At 61.8% G+C, this 19,973-nt stretch carries 28 protein-coding genes; 10 read left to right on the plus strand and 18 right to left on the minus strand.

Annotation, left to right across the window (positions count from 1 at the left end):
• Positions 1–5: 5 nt before the first annotated feature.
• The 17 genes from FHS49_RS01495 to FHS49_RS01575 form a co-directional block, all read right to left on the minus strand.
• Entirely contained in the window at positions 6–326 is a 321-nt protein-coding gene (locus FHS49_RS01495; protein ID WP_184014542.1) for a hypothetical protein, read from the minus strand.
• 1 nt (position 327) lies between these two features.
• The gene (locus FHS49_RS01500) at positions 328–555 is read right to left on the minus strand and encodes a hypothetical protein (protein WP_184014543.1); all 228 of its coding nucleotides are present in this window, start codon (positions 553–555) and stop codon (positions 328–330) included.
• A gap of 53 nt (positions 556–608) precedes the next feature.
• On the minus strand, positions 609–1,898 hold the full coding sequence (locus FHS49_RS01505; RefSeq protein WP_184014544.1) for a phage major capsid protein: 1,290 nt from the start codon (positions 1,896–1,898) through the stop codon (positions 609–611).
• Between the two features lie 135 nt (positions 1,899–2,033).
• The gene (locus tag FHS49_RS01510) at positions 2,034–2,690 is read right to left on the minus strand and encodes an HK97 family phage prohead protease (RefSeq protein ID WP_184014545.1); all 657 of its coding nucleotides are present in this window, start codon (positions 2,688–2,690) and stop codon (positions 2,034–2,036) included.
• 9 nt (positions 2,691–2,699) lie between these two features.
• Positions 2,700–3,905 carry a phage portal protein gene (locus FHS49_RS01515; RefSeq protein ID WP_184014546.1) on the minus strand — a complete coding sequence of 402 codons (1,206 nt, stop codon included), beginning with the start codon at positions 3,903–3,905 and terminating at the stop codon, positions 2,700–2,702.
• The gene (locus FHS49_RS01520; protein WP_184014547.1) at positions 3,902–5,581 is read right to left on the minus strand and encodes a terminase large subunit; all 1,680 of its coding nucleotides are present in this window, start codon (positions 5,579–5,581) and stop codon (positions 3,902–3,904) included. Before FHS49_RS01520 ends, FHS49_RS01515 begins: the two co-directional genes overlap by 4 nt.
• Positions 5,581–6,048 carry a hypothetical protein gene (locus FHS49_RS01525; protein ID WP_184014548.1) on the minus strand — a complete coding sequence of 156 codons (468 nt, stop codon included), beginning with the start codon at positions 6,046–6,048 and terminating at the stop codon, positions 5,581–5,583. The genes FHS49_RS01520 and FHS49_RS01525 overlap by 1 nt, the downstream gene beginning before the upstream one ends.
• A gap of 73 nt (positions 6,049–6,121) precedes the next feature.
• Entirely contained in the window at positions 6,122–6,436 is a 315-nt protein-coding gene (locus tag FHS49_RS01530; protein ID WP_184014549.1) for an HNH endonuclease signature motif containing protein, read from the minus strand.
• Between the two features lie 185 nt (positions 6,437–6,621).
• Positions 6,622–7,179 (minus strand): DUF6362 family protein, encoded by a 558-nt coding sequence (locus FHS49_RS01535; protein ID WP_246350186.1) that lies wholly within the window; start codon positions 7,177–7,179, stop codon positions 6,622–6,624.
• Positions 7,180–7,301: 122 nt separating this feature from the next.
• Positions 7,302–10,253 carry a phage/plasmid primase, P4 family gene (locus FHS49_RS01540; protein WP_184014550.1) on the minus strand — a complete coding sequence of 984 codons (2,952 nt, stop codon included), beginning with the start codon at positions 10,251–10,253 and terminating at the stop codon, positions 7,302–7,304.
• 103 nt (positions 10,254–10,356) lie between these two features.
• Entirely contained in the window at positions 10,357–10,806 is a 450-nt protein-coding gene (gene ssb, locus FHS49_RS01545; RefSeq protein WP_184014551.1) for a single-stranded DNA-binding protein, read from the minus strand.
• A gap of 589 nt (positions 10,807–11,395) precedes the next feature.
• A complete protein-coding gene (locus tag FHS49_RS19510) occupies positions 11,396–12,379 on the minus strand; it encodes a DNA methyltransferase (RefSeq protein WP_246350189.1) in 984 nt (327 codons plus the stop codon).
• Positions 12,376–13,326 carry a DUF5131 family protein gene (locus tag FHS49_RS01555; RefSeq protein WP_184014552.1) on the minus strand — a complete coding sequence of 317 codons (951 nt, stop codon included), beginning with the start codon at positions 13,324–13,326 and terminating at the stop codon, positions 12,376–12,378. Before FHS49_RS01555 ends, FHS49_RS19510 begins: the two co-directional genes overlap by 4 nt.
• Complete coding sequence (locus tag FHS49_RS01560; RefSeq protein ID WP_184014553.1) at positions 13,319–13,576, minus strand: hypothetical protein; 258 nt, start codon at positions 13,574–13,576, stop codon at positions 13,319–13,321. The genes FHS49_RS01555 and FHS49_RS01560 overlap by 8 nt, the downstream gene beginning before the upstream one ends.
• Positions 13,577–13,611: 35 nt before the next feature.
• Positions 13,612–13,938: a hypothetical protein gene (locus FHS49_RS01565; protein WP_184014554.1), complete on the minus strand. Its 327-nt coding sequence runs from the start codon at positions 13,936–13,938 to the stop codon at positions 13,612–13,614.
• Positions 13,935–14,612 carry a hypothetical protein gene (locus FHS49_RS01570; protein WP_184014555.1) on the minus strand — a complete coding sequence of 226 codons (678 nt, stop codon included), beginning with the start codon at positions 14,610–14,612 and terminating at the stop codon, positions 13,935–13,937. The genes FHS49_RS01565 and FHS49_RS01570 overlap by 4 nt, the downstream gene beginning before the upstream one ends.
• A complete protein-coding gene (locus tag FHS49_RS01575) occupies positions 14,609–15,130 on the minus strand; it encodes a phage regulatory CII family protein (protein WP_184014556.1) in 522 nt (173 codons plus the stop codon). Before FHS49_RS01575 ends, FHS49_RS01570 begins: the two co-directional genes overlap by 4 nt.
• Before the next feature lie 104 nt (positions 15,131–15,234).
• Between FHS49_RS01575 and FHS49_RS01580 the strand changes: the two genes are divergently transcribed.
• Positions 15,235–16,149 carry a LexA family protein gene (locus tag FHS49_RS01580; RefSeq protein ID WP_184014557.1) on the plus strand — a complete coding sequence of 305 codons (915 nt, stop codon included), beginning with the start codon at positions 15,235–15,237 and terminating at the stop codon, positions 16,147–16,149.
• Here the strand turns inward: FHS49_RS01580 and FHS49_RS01585 are convergent, their stop codons facing one another.
• Positions 16,150–16,623, minus strand: coding sequence for a hypothetical protein (locus tag FHS49_RS01585; RefSeq protein ID WP_184014558.1), 474 nt, complete (start codon positions 16,621–16,623; stop codon positions 16,150–16,152).
• 204 nt (positions 16,624–16,827) lie between these two features.
• On the opposite strand from FHS49_RS01585, the gene FHS49_RS01590 reads away from it, so the two are divergent.
• Genes FHS49_RS01590 through FHS49_RS01630 form a run of 9 tightly spaced genes read left to right on the plus strand, consistent with a single transcriptional unit; the run spans position 16,828 to position 19,969 of the window.
• Positions 16,828–17,262 carry a hypothetical protein gene (locus tag FHS49_RS01590; protein WP_184014559.1) on the plus strand — a complete coding sequence of 145 codons (435 nt, stop codon included), beginning with the start codon at positions 16,828–16,830 and terminating at the stop codon, positions 17,260–17,262.
• Positions 17,259–17,414, plus strand: coding sequence for a hypothetical protein (locus FHS49_RS01595; protein WP_184014560.1), 156 nt, complete (start codon positions 17,259–17,261; stop codon positions 17,412–17,414). The genes FHS49_RS01590 and FHS49_RS01595 overlap by 4 nt, the downstream gene beginning before the upstream one ends.
• Positions 17,411–17,701, plus strand: a complete 291-nt coding sequence (locus FHS49_RS01600; protein WP_184014561.1) for a hypothetical protein — start codon at positions 17,411–17,413, stop codon at positions 17,699–17,701. The genes FHS49_RS01595 and FHS49_RS01600 overlap by 4 nt, the downstream gene beginning before the upstream one ends.
• Entirely contained in the window at positions 17,698–18,234 is a 537-nt protein-coding gene (locus FHS49_RS01605; protein WP_184014562.1) for a hypothetical protein, read from the plus strand. The genes FHS49_RS01600 and FHS49_RS01605 overlap by 4 nt, the downstream gene beginning before the upstream one ends.
• Positions 18,231–18,380, plus strand: coding sequence for a hypothetical protein (locus FHS49_RS01610; RefSeq protein ID WP_184014563.1), 150 nt, complete (start codon positions 18,231–18,233; stop codon positions 18,378–18,380). The genes FHS49_RS01605 and FHS49_RS01610 overlap by 4 nt, the downstream gene beginning before the upstream one ends.
• Before the next feature lie 39 nt (positions 18,381–18,419).
• On the plus strand, positions 18,420–18,686 hold the full coding sequence (locus tag FHS49_RS01615) for a DUF6948 domain-containing protein (RefSeq protein ID WP_184014564.1): 267 nt from the start codon (positions 18,420–18,422) through the stop codon (positions 18,684–18,686).
• Positions 18,683–19,141, plus strand: coding sequence for a hypothetical protein (locus tag FHS49_RS01620; RefSeq protein ID WP_184014565.1), 459 nt, complete (start codon positions 18,683–18,685; stop codon positions 19,139–19,141). Before FHS49_RS01615 ends, FHS49_RS01620 begins: the two co-directional genes overlap by 4 nt.
• Positions 19,086–19,556 carry a DUF4326 domain-containing protein gene (locus FHS49_RS01625; protein ID WP_184014566.1) on the plus strand — a complete coding sequence of 157 codons (471 nt, stop codon included), beginning with the start codon at positions 19,086–19,088 and terminating at the stop codon, positions 19,554–19,556. Before FHS49_RS01620 ends, FHS49_RS01625 begins: the two co-directional genes overlap by 56 nt.
• 23 nt (positions 19,557–19,579) lie before the next feature.
• On the plus strand, positions 19,580–19,969 hold the full coding sequence (locus FHS49_RS01630; RefSeq protein ID WP_184014567.1) for a hypothetical protein: 390 nt from the start codon (positions 19,580–19,582) through the stop codon (positions 19,967–19,969).
• Positions 19,970–19,973 lie beyond the last annotated feature (4 nt).

The following is a 19,973-nucleotide window of genomic DNA, read 5'->3' on the forward strand; positions in this document are numbered from 1 at the left end:
TTCCTTTAAGCCGCGATGATCGCGGTGGTGGCGAGGCTTTTTGCTTTGACGCGGACGCCGTTAGCCAGGGCCGTGACGGCGCAACGCAACGTCGCACCAACATCGCCGGCGGCGAGCACACGGGTCGCCGCCGTGGCGCCGCTGATGGGCACGCCATCACGAATCCATTGATAGGCGAAGCTCGGTGCGCGGCTCCATGTGCCCGTCGAACAGGTGAGCGTCTGTCCCTGTGTTCTGGTGCCGGTGATGGCGGGTAGAGCGGAATTGACCGGCGCTTTCCCGGCGGCATCCGCGGCGGCGCGGCGGGCTGCTGGCGTCCGATACATCTCAGCCGCTCTTCTTAGGCGCGGCAACCTTTTTCGGCGCGGGCGTCTTGTTCTTGTTGACCGCCGCCATTTTGTTATCGAGCGGGGCAGCCTTCTTGGTAGCCAGCTTGACGGCACCGGTGCCGATCAGCCTGGTCGCGTCCAGGTGCGTCACGGTCCGAATATCACCCGGATTGAACTCACCGTTGTTCATAGTGCGCAGCACTTCAACCTTGACCTCGTCGGTCATGATCAATTCCTTTCGATGGATGAAACGGGGCGGGCCGAAGCCCGCCCACTGCATCAGACGTTGCCGAAGTCGCCGTAGATCAGCGCGCCGGGCTTCTTGACTGCCAGCGCCACACGCTCTTCGCAGCGCATGGTGTAGAGATTCTTTTCGAAATCATCGGAATTCTCCGACGCGATTAGAACCTCGGGTGCCATGCGATCGTAAAGCGTCTGCAGTTTGAAACCTCCGACAAGAAACTTGTCGATCGTCATAGCCGGCGTCGCCACGACCGGCTTGGCCCAGAGGCGTGGCCCGGCAAGCTGCTGCGGATTGGCGAAAATATATCCGCCAGCAGTGTCTTTGGTCAGCTCGATCGCCGCCCAGTCGGCGTTGTTCATCACCACGCCATCGGTCGGATAAAGCGCCAGCTCCGCCTGCAGCAGCGCAATGCGGATGATATCGATCATCGTTTCGGTGCCCGCCGGATTGATCGGCGCAGCATAGGCTGTGGCGTTGGTCACGAGGCCCGAAAGATGCTGGCCGGTACCATCGCCGGTAAGCAACTCGCCCTCTTCCGCATAGGCCAGTCCGTAGCGCATCTCGGCATCGACTTCGCCTTGGAGCTGCACGGCGTCGTCCATTGCCTGCCGCGTGATCTTGGCAAGGTGGGCGATGACACGAACGACTGCGTTGACCTGTTCCCAGACATAAGTCGACGTTGGCTTGGTCGCGCCCTCGGCTACGACCGCCGCATTGTTCGTGCGTGTGGTCTGGCGCGCATAGTCGATCGAACCGCTGGTGGTGGCGACGACGCTAAGCAGATCCCGCACGGTCATCTGCCGCTGCGGGAGGCTGGTAACCGTGTTATCGCGGTCGGACCATGCCGTGCCCGCCTGGGCGGCCGTGATCGCCTTCACGCGGCCCCACGGCAGACCCTTCAATTCGAAGCGCGCACTACCTTGATAGCCCCCGCCCTGGAACGACTTGAACTTGTCGGATCCGGCAACCTGCGCACCGTATGACTTGCTTTCGTCTTCATCGCTGCCAGGCTTCCGCGCCATCTTTTGTTCGAGCGCTGCCAGCGTTTCGCGCATGGTATTGATCTCGGTCAACACCTTGTCAGTCGAACTTTTTGTTTCTTCACTCAGTCCGCCGGCCTTCTTTGCTTCCGCCAATGCGTCGTCGGCGGTTTTCATGACCAGCTTGTGCTTTTCGTCGATCGACTTGCGCAGCGAATCCGCCAACTCTTCCACGGTTTTACCGGTCGGATGATCCTCGGCGTCACGCATATAACGACCCATGCGCCGCTCGCTCTTTGTCATGGGGCCGAGATGTCTGGGCGATGCGGCCAGGATCGCGAGCATCACGCCGCCATCGCCGAAGGCGCTGATGGCATGGGCGGCCGCCGGCATGGCGGCCATGCCGACCAGGATGAGGCAAGATACCGCGAGTGCGGTAATAAGGGATTTCGTCATGTCAGTGTCTCCAGAGGATTAAGGTCAAGCGCGCAGGCGTTCGATAAACCTGCGCATGTCGTCTGCTGCTTTTCCTCCAGGCTCCCCCTGAAGATGCTGCTTGGCCGATGCGGCGATCGCTTCAGCCTTGCTCCGGGAGAAACCTGCATCCCGCAGGAAACCCTCGAATTCACGGAGAGTCGGCATTTTGCCGGCCTCCAAACACGATTTGATTTCGTCGATATGAGCCGCGCGCCCAAGCGCCCCGAAGGTCACGATCGATACTTCGCGCAGATCGAGCTTCTTCAAGATGGTCACCCCGTCCTGGCTTCGATCGGGTGCCGTCTCGATTTCGCGGTAACCGATCGACAATTCGTCCAGCGCACCTTCGCGCACCAGGCCGTAGGTCTCTGCCGCCTTGGGTGACACTTCAATCAGCAGCCGACCTTTTACGCGCAAACCCTTTTCATCCTCGGCCAGTTCGTCCCAGACCCCGATCGGCTGCCAGCTATCATGCTGAAGCAACATCTTGATCGAACGCTTTTCCTTTTTGGCCGATGCCAGGGATCCTTTGAATGCGCCCGGTGCAACCATCTCGCCATAGCTGTCGATCACGTTGAACGCGGACGCATAGCCCTCGATCACGCCATCTTCGCCTAACGCCTTCACGTCGAGCGCCAGGCCGCTGTTTTTCTGGAGCATGGGCAATTCCTAGTCGGAGATCAGGGGCGTCGTGCCCGTGGCCTCTGTGATCGGTACGTTTTGCATCTGGAGCCGGGGAACATCGCCGCCAGGCACTGGCGGCAGATTTTCGAACCGGCGCACTTCGTTGATGGTCAGCCATCCCTTATCGAGGCCGGAGCCGTAGAAGGATGCCCGCCCCGCGCTATCGCCGCGCAACAAACCTTCAAGGTTGAATTCGATCTTGATGCCAGCGCCGCGATCCGCAGCGGTCAGGAGCTGCTGCTCCAGCGACTGCTCGATGCGGCGCAGGCGACGACGCAGCTTGAATTTTACGAAGCCCAGCGTCTGCTGTTCAAGGCCGGTTCCCCAACTTGTCGATTTCTCTGTATGCCCGATCATGAACGGCGGCACGTCGAAAAACCGGCAGACCTCCTCCACTGAGAAACCCCGCGATTCCAGCATCTGGGCGTCGTCGGGATTGATCGTGAGCGCTTCCCATTTCAGCCCATTATCCAACAGCATGGGCCGCCCGCTGTTGAGCGCCCCCGCGAATTTCGATTGCAGCAAACCTTCAGCTTCTTTGCGTTTTTCCGGCGGAAACATCTTGTCCGATGTCAGGATTCCGCTGGATACGATGCCGTTGCGAAACATGGAACCTGCCGTGCGGTTTATCGCTTTCGCCAGGCCAAATGTGTTTGCGCCAGCGGCGATCGTCGATAATCCACCAAGGGGCGATCCGCCGAACCCACGGATATGCAGCACGTCCGCCGACGAATATTTTTCGCCCTTATACTCATATTCGATTTCGCCAGCGCCATTGCGACGAACACCCGTCCAATCCCAGGCCATCGGCTCCAGGGCAACCACGTTGCCGCCAACGCCAAATGTCTTCAACGCGACAGCATTGCCCTTGAGCTCAATGCTGGCCTGCGCCCCCTCCCAGAAATCCAGAGGTGTCTGCTCCGCATTGGGTGCATCGTGCAACAGACGATACAGCGGGTGATCACGCGCCACTTCCCGATCGTTCGCGTGGTTCGTTCTATAAACCATCAGCGGCAACGAGGCGACGTTACCTGCATTCAAATTGACGCACGCCCATGCGGCTGACAGCGCCAGGACGTCCATTTCCTCGACGCGCTCACCGCTGTCACTGGGACGATTGTCGATCCGCGACGTCCCGTCCGTCACCACGAAGCGGCGGAAATAGCTGAGCATATTGCCGACGACGCTCACGCGGCGAGGCTTTCCATCCAGGCGTCGATCGATCCCGCCGCCTCCGGGTTGCGCTCAAGCAGTTTTGTCGCGTTGAAAACCGCGATGAGCGGATCGATCTTGGCTTTGCCTGCCGTCTCTTTCGTGATCAGCACGGCATTGCCCCTCTGTTCCGCTTTCGCATTGCCGACGCACCAGGCCATCATGTCCGTCCCGCCATGCAGCGCGCTGCGATCTTTCAATTTACGCTCGAGGCTCCACACGGCGGATGCCAGACGAAATCCTTGACTCACCGGCACCATCTGGTCGTCGGTGAAGCCTTCGTTCGAAAGCGCGTCGATCAGTACGCCGACGCCTTGAGGATCTAGGCCGATTGCCGCCTTATCGGGTAGCAGTCCGGTGTCTTTGACATCGGCCAGCAGCGCTGAAATTTCAGTAATATCCTGTTCAACGGTGGTGCAGATGACCAGATCACCTTGCTCCGAATAGGTTCGCAGGAGCGGCGCGATTTCCTTGCGCATATCCAGCACGGATTCCTGCACCCATGCGCGTGTCCAATAGAGCCAGCGTTTCGTGACTTTCTCGCGACCGGCAACGCACAGGCCGAATAAATCGTCCAGGCCGCCACCATCAATTCCGGCCACCACCACCTCACTACGCGCCAGCAACGAAGTCAGATTAAGCTCCCGTTCGCCAGCATCCTCCCAATAATCTGCGCCACGCCACCGGTCTCGCCGCAGCTTCAAGCCAATCTCGACGTTCAGATGCTTGGCGAGGAATATCTGCTTTCCTTCGCCGTCTCCACGCAGCTCTTTGCGAAGCTCGTCCTCCAGCCATTGCTGGTTGACCGATCTCCCCAGGTTGGGATTCGTGACGTAGAAATTATCCGGTTCGAGATATGCCTCGGATTCGATCATTGCTTCGGGCCATTCGTAGAGCACGCCCAAGCTCGATCGATCGTCAATCAGGCCGTCGCGCACGTCCCGGAAATATTCCAGCTTCGATTTGAAGATCCCCGCAGGCGCTTCGTCGCTATGCGTCGTGAGATAGATCACGAACCCTTCCGGCCTAGATACCAGGCCGCCGGTCGCCTCACGCAACATGGCGTCGGCACCCGATTTTTTTCCGAAAAGCCACAGCTCGTCCACCAGGACGAATGCCGCCTTCTTTCCCGAAACAACTTCTTTGTCCGCCGCCACGATCTTCAGCTCGGCATTGGTCGTGCGATGTTTGATCGTGCGCTTATGATCGATCACTTGCAGCAGCTCGGTCAACTCGGGATCCGCGCGCACCATGTCGGCTGCCGGATTGAAGCAATTGTTCGCCACCTCCATCGTTGGTGCCAGCACGAGCAACTCGGCCGACATGCGCCAGTTGCGGATCAGAGCAGTGAGCATGATGCCCGCCGCGATCGTCGATTTGGAATTCTTCTTGCTGATCAGCAGCAGGAATTCGCGGATCAGCCTTTGCGCATTTTCCGGATCATAAGCGCCAAAGATGGCTGATACGAAGTCGAACACGAACTGATCGCAGGCTTCGCCGAACGTCGGCGACCCCTGCGCATCGACGATCCGCAGTCCCTTGAACACGGCTAGTGCGGCTGCAGCCTCGTCCGGGAAGAGCGGGGCGAAGGGAATGAGTGATTCCCCCTCCACGATGCGGTCTTCCCAATCCGTACAGGCCGTTGACCACTGCATCAGTTGATCAGCCTGGGCGCGGGCGGTGTCGCATATTTGCCGCCGACCTGTCCCGCCGCCTCGCGCTGCATCTCCTTTTTGCCTTTCGGTGCCGTCCGCTCGGGCCTGCCGCGCTCGGAGACGCGGGCCGCCAGCTTCACCAGGTCATGCTTGTCCAGGCGTTTGAACAGCTTATCGACCGCAGAGACGTTTCCCTTGTCAACCTCCGTCAACAGCGACCCCAGCAGCTTGCCCTCTAGGCGGTGGCGGGCTTCCAGACGGGATCGCAATTCTCGAAAATAATGCTTCTTCAGCGTGGGCGTGGAGATCGAAAGCGCCGCGGCAATTTGGTCTTCGTTCTTGTCGAACGCAGCCAACACCATGACTTTCCGCCGATTTTCCAGCGTCACCAAATGCGGCGGCCGCCCGCGCTTGCCCATGCCTTCCGGAATGGGATCGCCCAGCAGGTCAAAATCCCAGTCCGACATTAAAAAATCTCCGCGTGAGGGGGACGGCGGTGATGGCCGCATAGGTCTGCAGACTTTTAACACCCCCCCCGGCTCAGGCTTGACCTCGTGCCCTCCTGCGCCGCGCGGCAGCCGTCTTCTGTTGATGGTGCGTAAAGCACAGCAGCTCGATGTTGGACCGCTCCAGATCGGCTCCGCCGTCTTTGCGCTCGACTATGTGATCAGCAATGATCCTTTCGACCGAGACGCATCCGTGCCGCTGGCATCGCGATCCGCGTTCGCGCTTGATCGACGCGACCAACGATCGCCACTCCTTGCTCTGATAGAACGGGTCCGGGATCTTCGGTGCCGGACGCAGCCGCGGCTCCAACGCACGCAACCGAGGCGGCGCGCTCTTCAATCGGCCCATGTGCTGTATCCAAAATGCCAGCGCCCGCCACGATCGAGACCGAGGCGGGCGCTGCAGGGTTCCGAGGGAGGATCGAAGCTGGTGAGCATCAGCATGACGCTCGCCCAAGCCTATCGGTCTATAGCCCTAAAAGGCCGCCAATGTGGACAAACATTATTTTCGCATATGCAGATAAACCCACTTGATCACGCGCACCCGAGGACTTTGGCCGCATTCAGCGCCTTGCATATGCTCTCGATCGCACGGCCATAACGCTTGCGCAGCCCATCGGACCCGAATTGCACGCCCATCGCCTTCTTGAGCGAACCCCAGGCCACCTGATTATCCCCCCGCGCGAGCCGCGAGACCGCCATTGCCACCAGCTTGCGGTCACGATCCTTCACGAACGCCATCCAGGCGAACGCCTCTTCCATCTCGGCCACATCACGGCGGGTGAGCGCAGCCGCGCGGGGCATAGCTTCGGTGTCGCCATAGTCGCCGAAGAAGTTGTGCCGAAGGACGTCCGGCCAATGCGCTTTAACATGAAGCCAGCTCGTCTCGCGATCTGGCATCCGCCAGCAGATCAGCATGGCGGCGATCAAACGCTCTTGCACCAGGTCGAAATCGAAGAAGCTCCCGCCCTCCCTTTCTTTTCGAGGGTCTAAGGGAGGATGTATTTCATTCTTTTCAATAAGATAAGGAGTATTAGGGAGCATGGGAGTGTATCCTATGGTTGTTTTGTGCGCGCGCCCGCGCCGGCGCATGTGAGGTGAGTGGTTGCAATGTGCCTCCCGCAAGCTCCCATCCTCCCTAAACGGCAGAAATCAGGGCTTCCCAAGGTGTCGCAATCCTCCCGTTCATGGCTCCGGACGGGAGGAAGGGAGCATCATGGCGGCAAATCGTCATCATAATCGGGATGCGGATGAGGGGGCGGGGGCGCAGGGAGGGGCTCTGCCGGTGGCGCTGCAGCGCCCGCCGGGGCCGCCACGATCGGCGCGCCGGCTGATGCCTTGTCCACATGTCTGGGCGGCCCCAGATCGCGTTCCACGGGTTTGCCCTCGTGATCGGTGAAGTCGGTGGCATCGTATCGCGGCAGGATATCGTGCCACTGCATCGTGCTCGCCTTGTTGATCTTGAAGCCCTTCTTCTGCATCTGGGCGTTGAGATATTTGGCGGACCATGCCTTGCCCGAGGCGGGCAGCAATTGCGCCCAGGTCTGCCAGGCTTCGAACAATCGGTGCAGCGCCGTCGCGCCCAGCTTGTCGCCCGGCGATCGCGCGACGCAGAGATCGAGGAAGGTCATCAGGATGTCGTTTTCCTCATGATATTGCTGCGTCGCTTCGATCATCTCCTGCGGCATCGGCAGCCCGTCGGTGAGATAGGCGAGCGCGCCCGCGATCATGCGGTTCAGCACACCGGATAATTCGTCGCGGATCTTGATCTTCAGTCGATCGTCTCGCTCTTCGGTCGGAATGATGACGCCCCACGGCACCACCTGCATTCGTCGCCGGATGCCGTAATCGGTGCCGATCCGGGGCAGGTTGTTCGCCATGATGGTGTTGGTGAAGGTCACCGGCAGTTCGAACGGCGGCTTCAGCAGCTCGCGCACGCCGCCGATCGGCTCGTCGCTGGTCAGCGATTTGACCAGCCCGTCGGAGAATTTGGAGCTGTCATCGGGTTCGTTCGCATAGACCATGCGCCGGCCCGCCAGGGCGGCCAGATCGGTCGTCGGCCCGCCGCCCGTGCGCTTCTTGCCGGCGTCCATGAAAGTATCGATGCCGGTGGTCCAGGCATAGTCACCCAGCAGCCATGCGTGCGTCTGCACCCACACGCCCTTGCCATTCTGGCCTTCGCCATGGAAAACAGCCATCTTCTGCGCATCGGCCAGGCCAAGCGCATTATAGCCGCCCCATCGATCGAGCCAGTCGCGCATCTCCACATTGGGCTGCACGCGCGCCAGAAAGGCATCGAACATCGGCGAGCACGCCTTGGGATCATAGGCGACCCGCGCGATCTTCGTCATGCGATCCTCGCGACGATGCCCGCGCTCTTCTACCCAGGCCGCCTTGTCGCCTTCCGGGCGATGGAATTGCAGCGCGCAATTCTGCAGATTGATGGCCAGCGGATCGCCGTCGAATTCATCGGTCTTCGCCGAAAGCCGCGCCTCCGCCATCTTGGCGATGCACGTGATATGGCCAGCCCCTTCCGACGCGCGCCCCCAGGCACCCACCTTGTCGGAGAGCAGCACGATATCGCCATTGCTCTTCACCTGGACGATCGCGTCATGCCGCGGGCTTTCGCCACCAGTGTCGCGCGCCAGTAGGCGCTGGCGATACCACATGTCGGATTTGAGCTTCTTCTTCTTCTTGATCAGGTCGCGGATGAAGCGCGTGCCGCCACCACCGTCATCCGCATCATCATCGTCATGCAGCTCGATATCGCCATCCTCGGGCGGAAAGGGCACGCCGCTCGATCGGATCAGCACCGATTCCTGCTGGATCGCGCGCATCGTATCCTGCACCGCGCGGCCGAGCAGTGGCATGGCCATGTCGCGATTCCAGCGCTGTCCGTCCCACGCCAGCCAGCCCCACGCCTCGACATAGAGGAAATTCTTGCCATAGCGCGCCAGGAAGCGCTCCAGATTGCCAAGGTCCGTTTGTGGCAGGAACCCGCATTCCAGCGTCAGATCGTCCGCCCAGCCCCCATCCTTGCCCGGCCCGCATCCTTTGTCCGCGGCCTTGGCCGGCGATCCTCCCCCGCGGGAGCTTTGCTCATATTCGTCGTCGGATCCGGGGCGGGGGGAAGGAGGGGATGAGGATGATGATGACGTTCGTTGGGCAGAGCTTGCGGGGTTCGATCGTCCCGCCCGCGTGCCCACGTCGGAAAGGTCGTGTGGATTGGCCATGCCATCGGCCAGCCCATTCTCCAGCGTCTTTTCCGCGCCCGCTGGATCTTCATTGTGCGCCATGCCGCGGATCACGCCCTGCAGGGCGGCTCGCACCACGGATTCCGCCAGCCAGCCGCCCGGAATATAGCCCCCCAGTTTCAGCGCCGCGAAATAGATGCCGTTGTTCCGGCCGCCATGCCGGCCGCCGCCGATCGGCGTGGCGGCCAATGTCGCGCATTCCTCGTTCAGCGCGGTCATGGCATATTTGCGGCGCACGGTATTGGCCGGATCGCTCATGTCCTGGCGCTGCGGCGGCGGTGAGGCCGGGCGATCCGGCGCAGCCTGATCCTCCCGCGCAGCTTTCGCTTTCGGGGATCGGAGGATCTCGATCAGCGCCGGCGGTGCTTCGGCGATCGCGTCGCCCAGCTTGCCGCGCAGCCAGCGATAGCGCGCGCCGGTTTCCTTCATCACGCTGGGCGGTGCGATCACATAGCCACCATGGCCGCGCACATCCACATGCCGGGGAAGGTTGCCGCGGTTCCTGATGTCTTCGCCCGCTGGCTGCTTGAAATACACATGCACGCCATCGCTCTGCGTCATGGCGGTCAGCGAAGGCGGCAGGGCGCACCCCATCTGGGCTTCCAGATCGGCCTTCAGCGATTCCAGCGTCCAGACCTCGCCGGATTCCGGATCTTCGCGCGGATCGAAATCCAGCACGAAGCAACCATTCACGCCCGTGGGCAAACCGATCAGCGCGTCGGGATGCTGTTTCCACCAGGCGCGAATGCGGGTTTCATCGGTCGTTGCATCCTTGAAGCCGGTGCCGGTGTAAGGCGCTTTCGCGCGGAAAACCTTCTCCTTGCCCCCGAATTGCTGAATGGTTTCATCCCGCTCGCGGCAGGGAAACACCGGCCAGCCATGGCGCGCATATTGCAGGGCCGCCGTGCACATGGGCGAGGGGAGTTGCGAAACAGTCACAGTCAGGAAATCCCCCCGAAAATCGGGCTAAAGCGGGTTTATCATCGGTGGCGCGCACGCCGGATCGAATGGGAGGTTAGAAGGGCACATCGTCGTCGAGGTCGGGCGACGCAGAGGGAGGATCCCGGTCTGGCACCGCGCCGCGACCACCCGGATCGGGTCGGTCAGCCACCTCGGCCTGCCGCCCGTCCAGCAGCTTCAGCAGCCCGGAATAGCGCTGCACCACGATCTCGGTCACGCTGCGCTCAACGCCATCCTTGGTCCATTTGCGCGTCTGCAGCTCGCCTTCGATCAAACATCGGCTGCCCTTGCGCAGATAGCGCGCGGCGATCCGGCCGATCTGCTCGTTGAAGATCACGATGCGATGCCATTCGGTGCGCTCCTGCGTCGCGCCGTCGCGATCTTTCCAGCGCTCGCTGGTCGCCATTGAAAAGGAGACCACCTCCACGCCGCCACCCGTCGTGCGGGTCACCGGATCGCCGCCCAGCCGCCCGATGATCGTGGATCTGTTCAAATCGCCGCTCATCCGTTCAATCCTTCCTGAAATCGGCCGCAATGCGGGCAGCGCCGCTCCGGTCCGTAAATGGCGTCGAATGCACCGCGGTTCGCGGCACGCCAGGCGCGCGCCCATGCGATGCCGGCAGCAACGTCAGGGCGTGCGGACTGCCCCCCCCCAGGGCGTGCGCAGATGAGGCACGCCGCGTCATATCTTGCTGCCTCCGCTGCAATTCCACGCGGCGATCGCCAGCGCATCATCGCGCACGGCGTCTTCACTCCGCGCGCCGGTCGCGCCGCATCCGGGGCATTCAACCCAGGTGGTTACGCCGTTTGGGGCGGGCCGAGTCCGGACGCTCGGCATCCGGCCGCACCGGCAACGCAACGCGCGCTCGCTCACGCGGCGTCTCGCCGCAGGGGCAATTGTCGCAGCGCGCCAATAAGTGACGCTGCAGGGCGAGGCTGCGGCGTGATAGAAGATTCGAAAATTGCGCCATATTTGCCTCGCTCAAGGGGGAGGCTGACGTCATTGCGTTCGAAAAGTGAATTTGTGGTAAATGCGAAACCTATTGTTAACCTATTTGTGCTCCGGCGCATTCGGTTAACGTCTTCTAAATTCTTCATATCATCGCCCTCACCGATGCAGCGATCCGTCGGCACGCCGTCAGGAAATGTGCCGGATTCTGCTCGATCCCGGTAAAGCGACGTCCGGCCTTCACCGTCGCCACGCCCGTCGATCCCGTCCCCATGAACGGATCGCACACGCTATCCCCCGCCACATTGCGGATGATCTTATCCATCACGGCATCGGGCTTCACGGTCGCATGACCGAACTTCTCAACGCCTCTTGGCGACATCGCAATGATCTGGCGATCGAGGTCGTCCAATGCGCCACGCGGATGAAAGCCGCTGTTCCACGCGTGGATGTAGAATTCCATCACCGGGCGGTAATGCTTGTTCGCCACAGGCTGCGGGTTCTTCTTGCGCCAGATGCAGACAGCCTGGCGCTTGAAGCTGCCGTCCAGATAGGGGAGCAACTTCGAAAGCTGGTCATTGTGACAAAACACGACGACGCCGCCGCAGATCAGCGGATTGATAACCGAATGGTCGAACCCGCCACTCAGCCCTTCCGCAATTATCTGATCCATCCCGCCGCGGCTCTCGCGATAATGCCCACCACCCTCGGCACGAAATTCATACGGCGGATCCATCACATCCGCGTCATGCCACCCAAGCTGGGGGCGGATGCGATAGGCGTCGCCCAGATACAGCGTCGCCGGCCCGATCACGATCGCCCCTAGCGATCCGTGCTGGCGTCCGTTAGCGATGATATAATGCACTGGACCCTCATCGAGCCCCCGCAACACGTCTTCGAAACTGGCGACGTCACGTTCAGGATCGCCGATCGCGATGATCGGCTGCGCGTCACGGTCACCGGAGAAGCCATCATGGATCGGCTCGAAATCCGGTCCATGGAACCCAAGCTGCGGGCGCAGTTCGTCCTGAACAATCTGGCCACGCTGATCCGCCACGCCCTCCGACGCCGCGAGGGCACCTGCCAAAGCGTCATGCTCCGCAGCGGGGATATCGACTGAAACGCTCATGCGGGCATACCATTATGCTCGACGCCGTCCAGCAAGCGCCCGGCAGCTTTCTTGCCGATACGTTCCATGACCGAGGAACCAAAAGCAGAGAATTGGCGCGGGTAGCTGTCCGTGTACGCTATACCGGCCCAGCTAAGGTTCTCGTTGGGTACCAGCGCAAAGCGCCCCGGAGCGCCCGCCGGACGTGGCCGCCCGCCTTGCCATTCTCCCCATTGCTTGAAAAAGAAGGGCACCGCCGCCGACGCACAATGATCGCGCAGTATCCGCACCCACTGGATATGCATCGGCCGCGCGCCATCCCCGCTCTCGCCACCAACAATCATCCAGTCCGGCAATAGATCGTCGGGAATGGTGCCCAGCGGACCGATCAGCGGTTCCACGCTCCAGAATGTCTTGGCAGCGGGCGTGTTCGCCAGATCGCCGCCGCGCGCCAGCATCCGCTCGCGATCTTCTATCGACACGCCCAACCAGATATTCTCCGGCACCTGGAATAGTGGCGTGGATTCGGAGAGATCATAGAAGAAGGCGATACTTTCAGGCAACCGCCAGCGCGCAGAGATATAATCTCGCATCCGCGCAGAGCGCTTTGTAAGCACCTGAAAGATATGTCGTGCCGGCCGAGCCTCCATCACATCGAACACCCGATCAATCCACGCATCCGGCACATCTTCATGGAACAGGTCGCCATGCGCACAAACGAAGACCCTGCGAGGCCGCCGCCATCGTAAAGGCTGCGCGATCCATTCTTCATTGAAACGAACTTCGCCTGTCCAAACCGGCCCAGCTTTCGTCGCCACTGTTAAACCGGCGCGCGATCGGTGATGCTGCAGCCGTGTGCCCGCCAGCTTCATCGCATAGCAGTGCTTGCAACCCGGCGAGATCACGCTGCAACCCGTGATCGGGTTCCAAGTCGCATCAGTCCATTCGATCAGTGAGGTTTCAGCCACGGCGCACCTCCAACAACCCTTCCTCGCGAAGCGCCGCGCGTATCGCCTTGCGCGCGCCCACGGGGTCGATCTCGTGCCGGTGCAGTCCTGCCGCCACGCCATTGGCGAAATTCTTCACCTGCTCGATCGCCAGCGTGCCTTCCTCGGCCGTCAGCCGCCGCTGCGAGACCATCGCCCGCACGCCCTTGGCATAGCGGCGGGCCATGCCAAGCACCGCCGTCCGCTCCAGCGCGATCGTCTCGACGCGCATGGAATCAAGTGTGCGGGGTGAAGTGCCTTTGCCCATCAGGCGTTGCCGCCAAATTCATCGCACGCCACACGCATCGCCCGACGCTTGCCAACGTCGATGCCGGTCCGGAAATTCCGCGCCATGGCATCCGTTACCCGCTTCTTATCCTGGTCGTGCAGCAGCCCGGCAACGATCATGTGCCCCATGATCGTGCCAGCGAATGTGGCCGCAGCAGCCATCAGAATCGACGACTTCATTGCCGGGTCATCGACATCCCGAATGACGTGCATCGTGGCTTGCCGAATAACCTCCACCAGCTCGATCATTTCCAGATGCTCAGCGCTACCGCTGCCCGCGCTTTTCAGGATGACTTCCGACGTCACGCCGCCATTCCATAATCTGATGCCGGCGAAGCGGGGCGCGGCGCGGGGCACAACACCTGATCCGCATCCGCTTCGCCGGCGGCCCCGCGCGCGTGTCCGATGGTCGCACTATCGGCCATGCGCGCAGGGGCGACCCGTGCGGCGGGGGAAGTCGCCGCACAGGATCTGAAAAGGGGGGGCAGCGCCGTGGAAAGGCCGGATCGTAGCAGCGTCATCGATCGCGCCGCCTCCGCGCCGATGCGGTGCGTGTCGATCGCGATCTCGCCCGCTTCCTCCAGCCCGATGAGCAGGCGGCGCACGCGGTGCACATTGCCCAGCCCCAGCGCCGCGGCGAATTCGTCCAGCGTCGGGCATCGCTGGCCCAGGCGCGCGGCGTCGGCGATCATCGCCATGGTGAACCGGCTTTCCGCCGATCCCGCCACCAGCGATCGTGTCCCGCAGCGCGGATGTCGCTTCGGCTCTGCGCCGCCCCTGGTGCGCTGCGCGATATAGGCAAACACGCTGCCCGGAGCGCGCTTCTGGCACAGGGCCAGCAAACCCGCCTCGGCCAGCCCCCGCACATGCAGCGGTCCCGGTGCCTTCTGGGGCAGAAATGCCACCTTGGCATAGGTGATGCTGTCGCCGGGCTCCGCGCCGCGCAGCCAATTGTCGATCTGTTCCACTGTCTTGATCATGAAACCACCCTTTCGTCACACCAGCCGGGAGCCACCGCGCCGGCACGCTCGACCAGCGCGGCGCGCAATTGCACGGCGATGTCGATCAGCTCCTGCACGTCGTTCAGCGTGGCGGTCGCTTCGGCGGGGGAAACGTCGTTATCGTCCTCCAGCGCGCGGCAAACGGCAGCCATCACGTCGCCGCCCTCCTTGGCCAACTTGGCCACGAAGCCGCTCCAGATCGTAGAGCACGCCATCGGATCGGGTAGCTTCACCAGAGCAAAGCCCTGCCGCTGCGCCATCAGCCGCGTCATGACCGGATGCCCGGCGGATCCGTGCGTCACGCTCTCCAGCTCGATCGCCACCCGCACCGGCATCGAATCCGGGCAATTGGGCAGGCAGTAACGGGAGAGCGCTGACGTTGATTTTCCGGTATGCGCCGCTGCATCTTCCAGCCCGCCTGCCGCGCGGATCAGCTTCTTCGCGGCCAGTGCCTCGGCCTGTTCGTCGGGCGAAAGGACGGTTTCGTGGCGGCTCATGCCGGGACGCCGCGGGAAAAATCGCCGGCGATTCCCCGTGACGGGCTCGCAACGATGGCGGTATCGGATGGAGCGAGGCCATTCCCAGCCTCAAAAGGAGGAATATGAGGTTCCAGCTTGCGGAGCGTGTCGAGGGTGGGATTCCAGCTATCCTCTTCGCAACCCAGCAATGTGTTGTGGTGGATACCAGCCAGCTTCGCGAGCTCGCGCTTGGTGAAGCCTGGACGTTTGAGCGCGGCACGAAGCCGATCGAGAGTGTCGATAACCATGGCCCGGCAAAAAGCATATCCCAATATGCTTTGCAATCAGAAATTCATACCGGGATGTGTTTTGCGCCTGTTAAATGTCCCCGCATGGATAGAACACCCGACGAAAAGCGCGAAATCTTGCGGCGTTTCATTCTGGATCGCGATCTCAAGGTCGCGCGCTGGGCTAAGGATTCTGGCGTCGACAAGAATTCGATTTACAATTTTATCAACGGACACTCCCAGTCCCTTGATCTGCGAACCTATGCCAAGCTGGCCAGGACGACCGAAGTCCCTGTCTGGAAAATCAGCGGTGATATGCCCGAGCCGTCGAGCCCCACCGCAATTTGGGTATCCGGCCATGTCGAGGCCGGTATGTTTCGCGAAGCCGTTAGTTGGGATCAGTCACTTTGGTATTCCGTGGATATCCCGGTCCCAGGTCGATTTCGCGGCATGGCGAAGGCGCTGGAAGTGCGCGGCAATTCGATGAACCTTGAATATCCATCCGGGAGCGTCGTGATATGGGTCGACATGCTCGATTTTCGGCCGCCGCGCGATGGGGACCATGTTATCGTTTACAGTCATTGCTCTGACGACACGATAGAAGCGACGGTGAAAGAATTACGCATTGATGAAAAGGGCCGGTGGCTGTGGCCGCGCTCCGACGATCCGCTGCATCAAGCGCCGCTGGATCTCATGAGACCGCCCCAGAATATTACGTCAATCGAAATCAAAGGTATTGTGATCGGCGGTTATAAGGCCCGTGTGATCTGACTACTCCAGTGTAACGCCCCAAGGTCCGGCATGCGCCAAACGCTTGCCGCTCCGATAGCCATACACCACTGCTGATTTATAACTGTCCAGATCCATCATATCAAAATGACTAAAAGGTAGGCCGCCGTTGGCAATACAGCCTACGGTAAGCGCCAGCCCCTTTTTCGCATCGGCGGGCAGCAGAGCCCAGGCTCGATCCTCGACGTTCACGCGCTGCGGAGATGGGGTTTGACGGATCAGGCCGATTTTCTTCCCTTCCACGATTGCAGCTTCGCACTTTTTGAATTGTGCTTCCGTGGCCGCGCGATCGACAGGCGGCTTGGCGGACATCGCGGGGTCTGATGGCTTGGGCGCGTCCGAGCTGCACTGGCTGAAGGCGACCGCTACCCCTGCGAACAGCGCTAGTCCGCATCCCAGACCTTTGAAATCAGGCGCAGCACCCTTCGACGCCGAGAATGAATGGCCAGGCATCATAACCCGCGTCCCACATGCGCCACAAAGCCCCGCTCCGGAAACCAGCGGCCCCCCGCAGGCATGGCAAAATGCCATATTCCTAACTCCCTCCTGCTTCATATGGACCATGTTAACAAACAAAAAACATATCAAGGTGTGTTTCTGTGCTTGAAAAGCATATTGCAATATGCTTCACACGCAATCCTGTTTCATCAGGAGGCGCACATGCTGCAACCACATACCCACCCGATCGGCGCGCAGGCGCTGTACAAGGGACATCCCGTAACCATCCGCCAGTGGCGGTCCGATGGCGCTGCCCTCGTCTTCGGGCCAAAGATCACGCGAACCTGCCAGCCCGAAGAGCTTCAGCCGCTGCAGGATCTGCCGCTGTTCGAACGCTGGTGCGCCGCTCGGATCGCCCGCGTCGGCCCCGTGGTCACGGCCGCCAGCGATTGTTACCGCGACTATTGCGCCTTCGCCGCGCGGGATGGCCGCCCGGAAGATCGTTTGCAGTCGGCTCGGGCCTTTGCCTGGGCGATGCGCCTCGCCGGCTATGAGCGCGCCCATGCCCTGATCCGCCCCCTGAATCAGATCCGCTATCGACGCGCAGCCGCCTGGAAGATCGCATTGCACCCCGGCCCCGTGGGAGGCCTGGCATGAAGCACGATCGCATCCAGGCCGATATCTGGGCGAAGGAAGATCGCGCCGACGCCGCAGCCCGCCAGCGCCTCGATCGCGCCATGATGCTGCTGTCCATCGCGATCGTCCTCTATTGGGGCGGCCAGATCATCCGCTGGGCGGTGTCGGCATGATCGGCGCAAACCCCGCAGACGATCTGCGCCATGGTGTCAGCCCCGCGGGCCACGCCGTGTTGGATTTCGTCGAGGATCATCAGCCCGATTGGGATAATGGCGATGATCTGTTCGAAACGCAGTTCACGCTCGCCATGGCCTGCATCGCCCGCGCGCAATGCACCGGGGTCAAGCTCGTGCACCAGCGCGATCGCGCGATCGAGGCCGCCGCCCGCCTGATCGATGCCGTCCACACGCTCGACATGATGATCGATGCCGGGCGCTCTCTGCAGGAACGGGCGGCGTGATCGAGCGACCAGCTTTCGCCAATGATTGGCCAGCCCTCGCGACAGAGGCGCGCGACGCCCTTGAACGTCGCCAGGCGCAGCTCCCCAAGCTGATCGAGCAGGGCAAGGGCGACAAGGCCGAGCTCCTGCGCGGCGAAATCCGTGTCTGGCGCGCGATCGCGGCGGATTGGGCGGAGATCACCGATCGCTGCCGGCCGCAAACGGATTGGGCCGATTATGTCAGCGGCCCGGATAAGCTGGAGGCGCTCGCGATATCGCGCGCCCGTTGCCACGCGGCCCTGGTCAAGGAGGCCAATGCGCTCCCCGCCGGCATCCGCGCCAGTGCGCCAAACGTGATCCTCTCCATGATGGAGCAGGTCCATGGCGCCGAAGTGCTGCCCTATCTCGCGGCCCATCGCCGGCTCGATTGCGTCGAGGCCATGCTCTGGTGGCAGGAGCCGGCGCAATGGAAGCGCCTCGACACCCGCCTTGCGGCGGACATCGCCGGCCGCTGGCGGCCCGCATCCCTAAGTCCCGAAAGGCACGCCGCATGAAACAGAATCTCGATCATATCCCCGGCTGCGAATGCGATCCCTGCAAGGCGGCGCTCGCCGCAATGCCGGGCGCCGGCCGATGCCTTCTGGTCGCTGTGGCGGTCGCGATCATGGCGATCGTCCTGATGTCCGCCCTTTTTCGGTGATCCACCCAGTTCCACCCAGCCAGCAAAAGGAAAATGGCTATGAAGAAAGTACTTGTTACGACGGTCCATCGCGGCGTCTTCGCCGGTGAAATTGAAGAGACGCAGGATATCTTTGCCAAAGCGATGCCCCTGCAGAATGCGCGCATGGCTATATACTGGGGCACGACGCGGGGCTTGATGGAATTGTGTGAAAGCGGCCCGACCAGCAAAAGCCGGATCAGCGCGCCTGCCGATATCCCGATGCTCCACGATATCACGGGCATCTTCACGATCAGCGATGTCGCGTGGGCAAAATGGGTTGCTTGAACCCACACGATCCGATCCTCACCGCCGATGATGTGATCCGTGTCGGCGGCGCTTGTCGCAGCGGCGTGGCCCAACTCGTGGCGAGGAAGGCTGGGGTCATCGCCGCCGCCATGCCGATGTCGGAAATCCTCAAGCTCACGCCCGAATCCGATCAGCATTATGTGCTGAAAGCCGGCCAAGCTGATGGCTATGGCGATGGCGATGGCGATGGCGTTGGCTATGGCGATGGCGATGGCGTTGGCGTTGGCGTTGGCTATGGCGTTGGCGTTGGCGATGGCGTTGGCGTTGGCGATGGCGTTGGCGTTGGCTATGGCGATGGCGTTGGCGTTGGCGATGGCGATGGCGTTGGCTATGGCGATGGCGATGGCGTTGGCGTTGGCGTTGGCTATGGCGTTGGCTATGGCGATGGCGTTGGCGTTGGCGATGGCGTTGGCGTTGGCCGCGCATATGCCTAGCGAGCCCTCTCAGGATCGAGGGGGCTATGCCCCCTCGATCAACACTCAGCGTCAGCCCGTCCGTATCCAGCGCAGTCGCCGAAAGGGATCGCGCACGCCCGAGGGCGTCATCTATGTCGGGCGTCCCACCATCTTCGGCAATCCATTTTCGCACCAGCGCTTCGGTCATGCCAAATCCGTGCGGCTCTATGATCGTTGGATCGATGGCAGGCTGGGTGATCTGACACTCGAACGCCTGGGCTTCTGCCCCGCCCAGATCGAGGCGCTGCACCGCTGGCGCGCACGGTTGATCGATCGCCTACCCAGCATTGCTGGCCGCGACATTCAATGTTGGTGCCCGGCGACCAGCCGTTGGTGCCACGGCAACATCCTGCTCGATCGCGCCAATCAGATGATTCCTGCGGCGCCTTACTGATGTCGCGGCCATCATGCGCCCCCGTGTTACACGATAGCCCTCAAAACGCCGGACGCCCGGAAACCGCGTCTGCGGCTGCAGCGCTGCCACGCACGGGGCCACGCTGCCCGGAATGCCTCGCCACGTTCGAAAGCGTCAGCCCCCGTCAGCTCTTCTGCTCGGCGGCGCACAAGGCGGCTTTTCATAATCGCCAGACGGTGCGCGGGCGGCAGCTCGTGCCGCTCGTCATGGCCGCCCGGCTCACGCGCGGCGGCACTAGGGGGAATGTTGTGGCCGGCCGCAAGGCACGCCGCGACGGTGATTTCCTGATGCAGCGCTGGGCAGACGACGATCGCCGCGAAGGTCGCATGTCCATGATCGATTATTTTGCCCTGCGCGATCGCAAGGGCTTCGATACGTTGCTGATCCGGTGAAAGG

Source organism: Sphingobium boeckii (assembly GCF_014199215.1).
Taxonomy (GTDB): Bacteria; Pseudomonadota; Alphaproteobacteria; order Sphingomonadales; family Sphingomonadaceae; genus Sphingobium_A; species Sphingobium_A boeckii.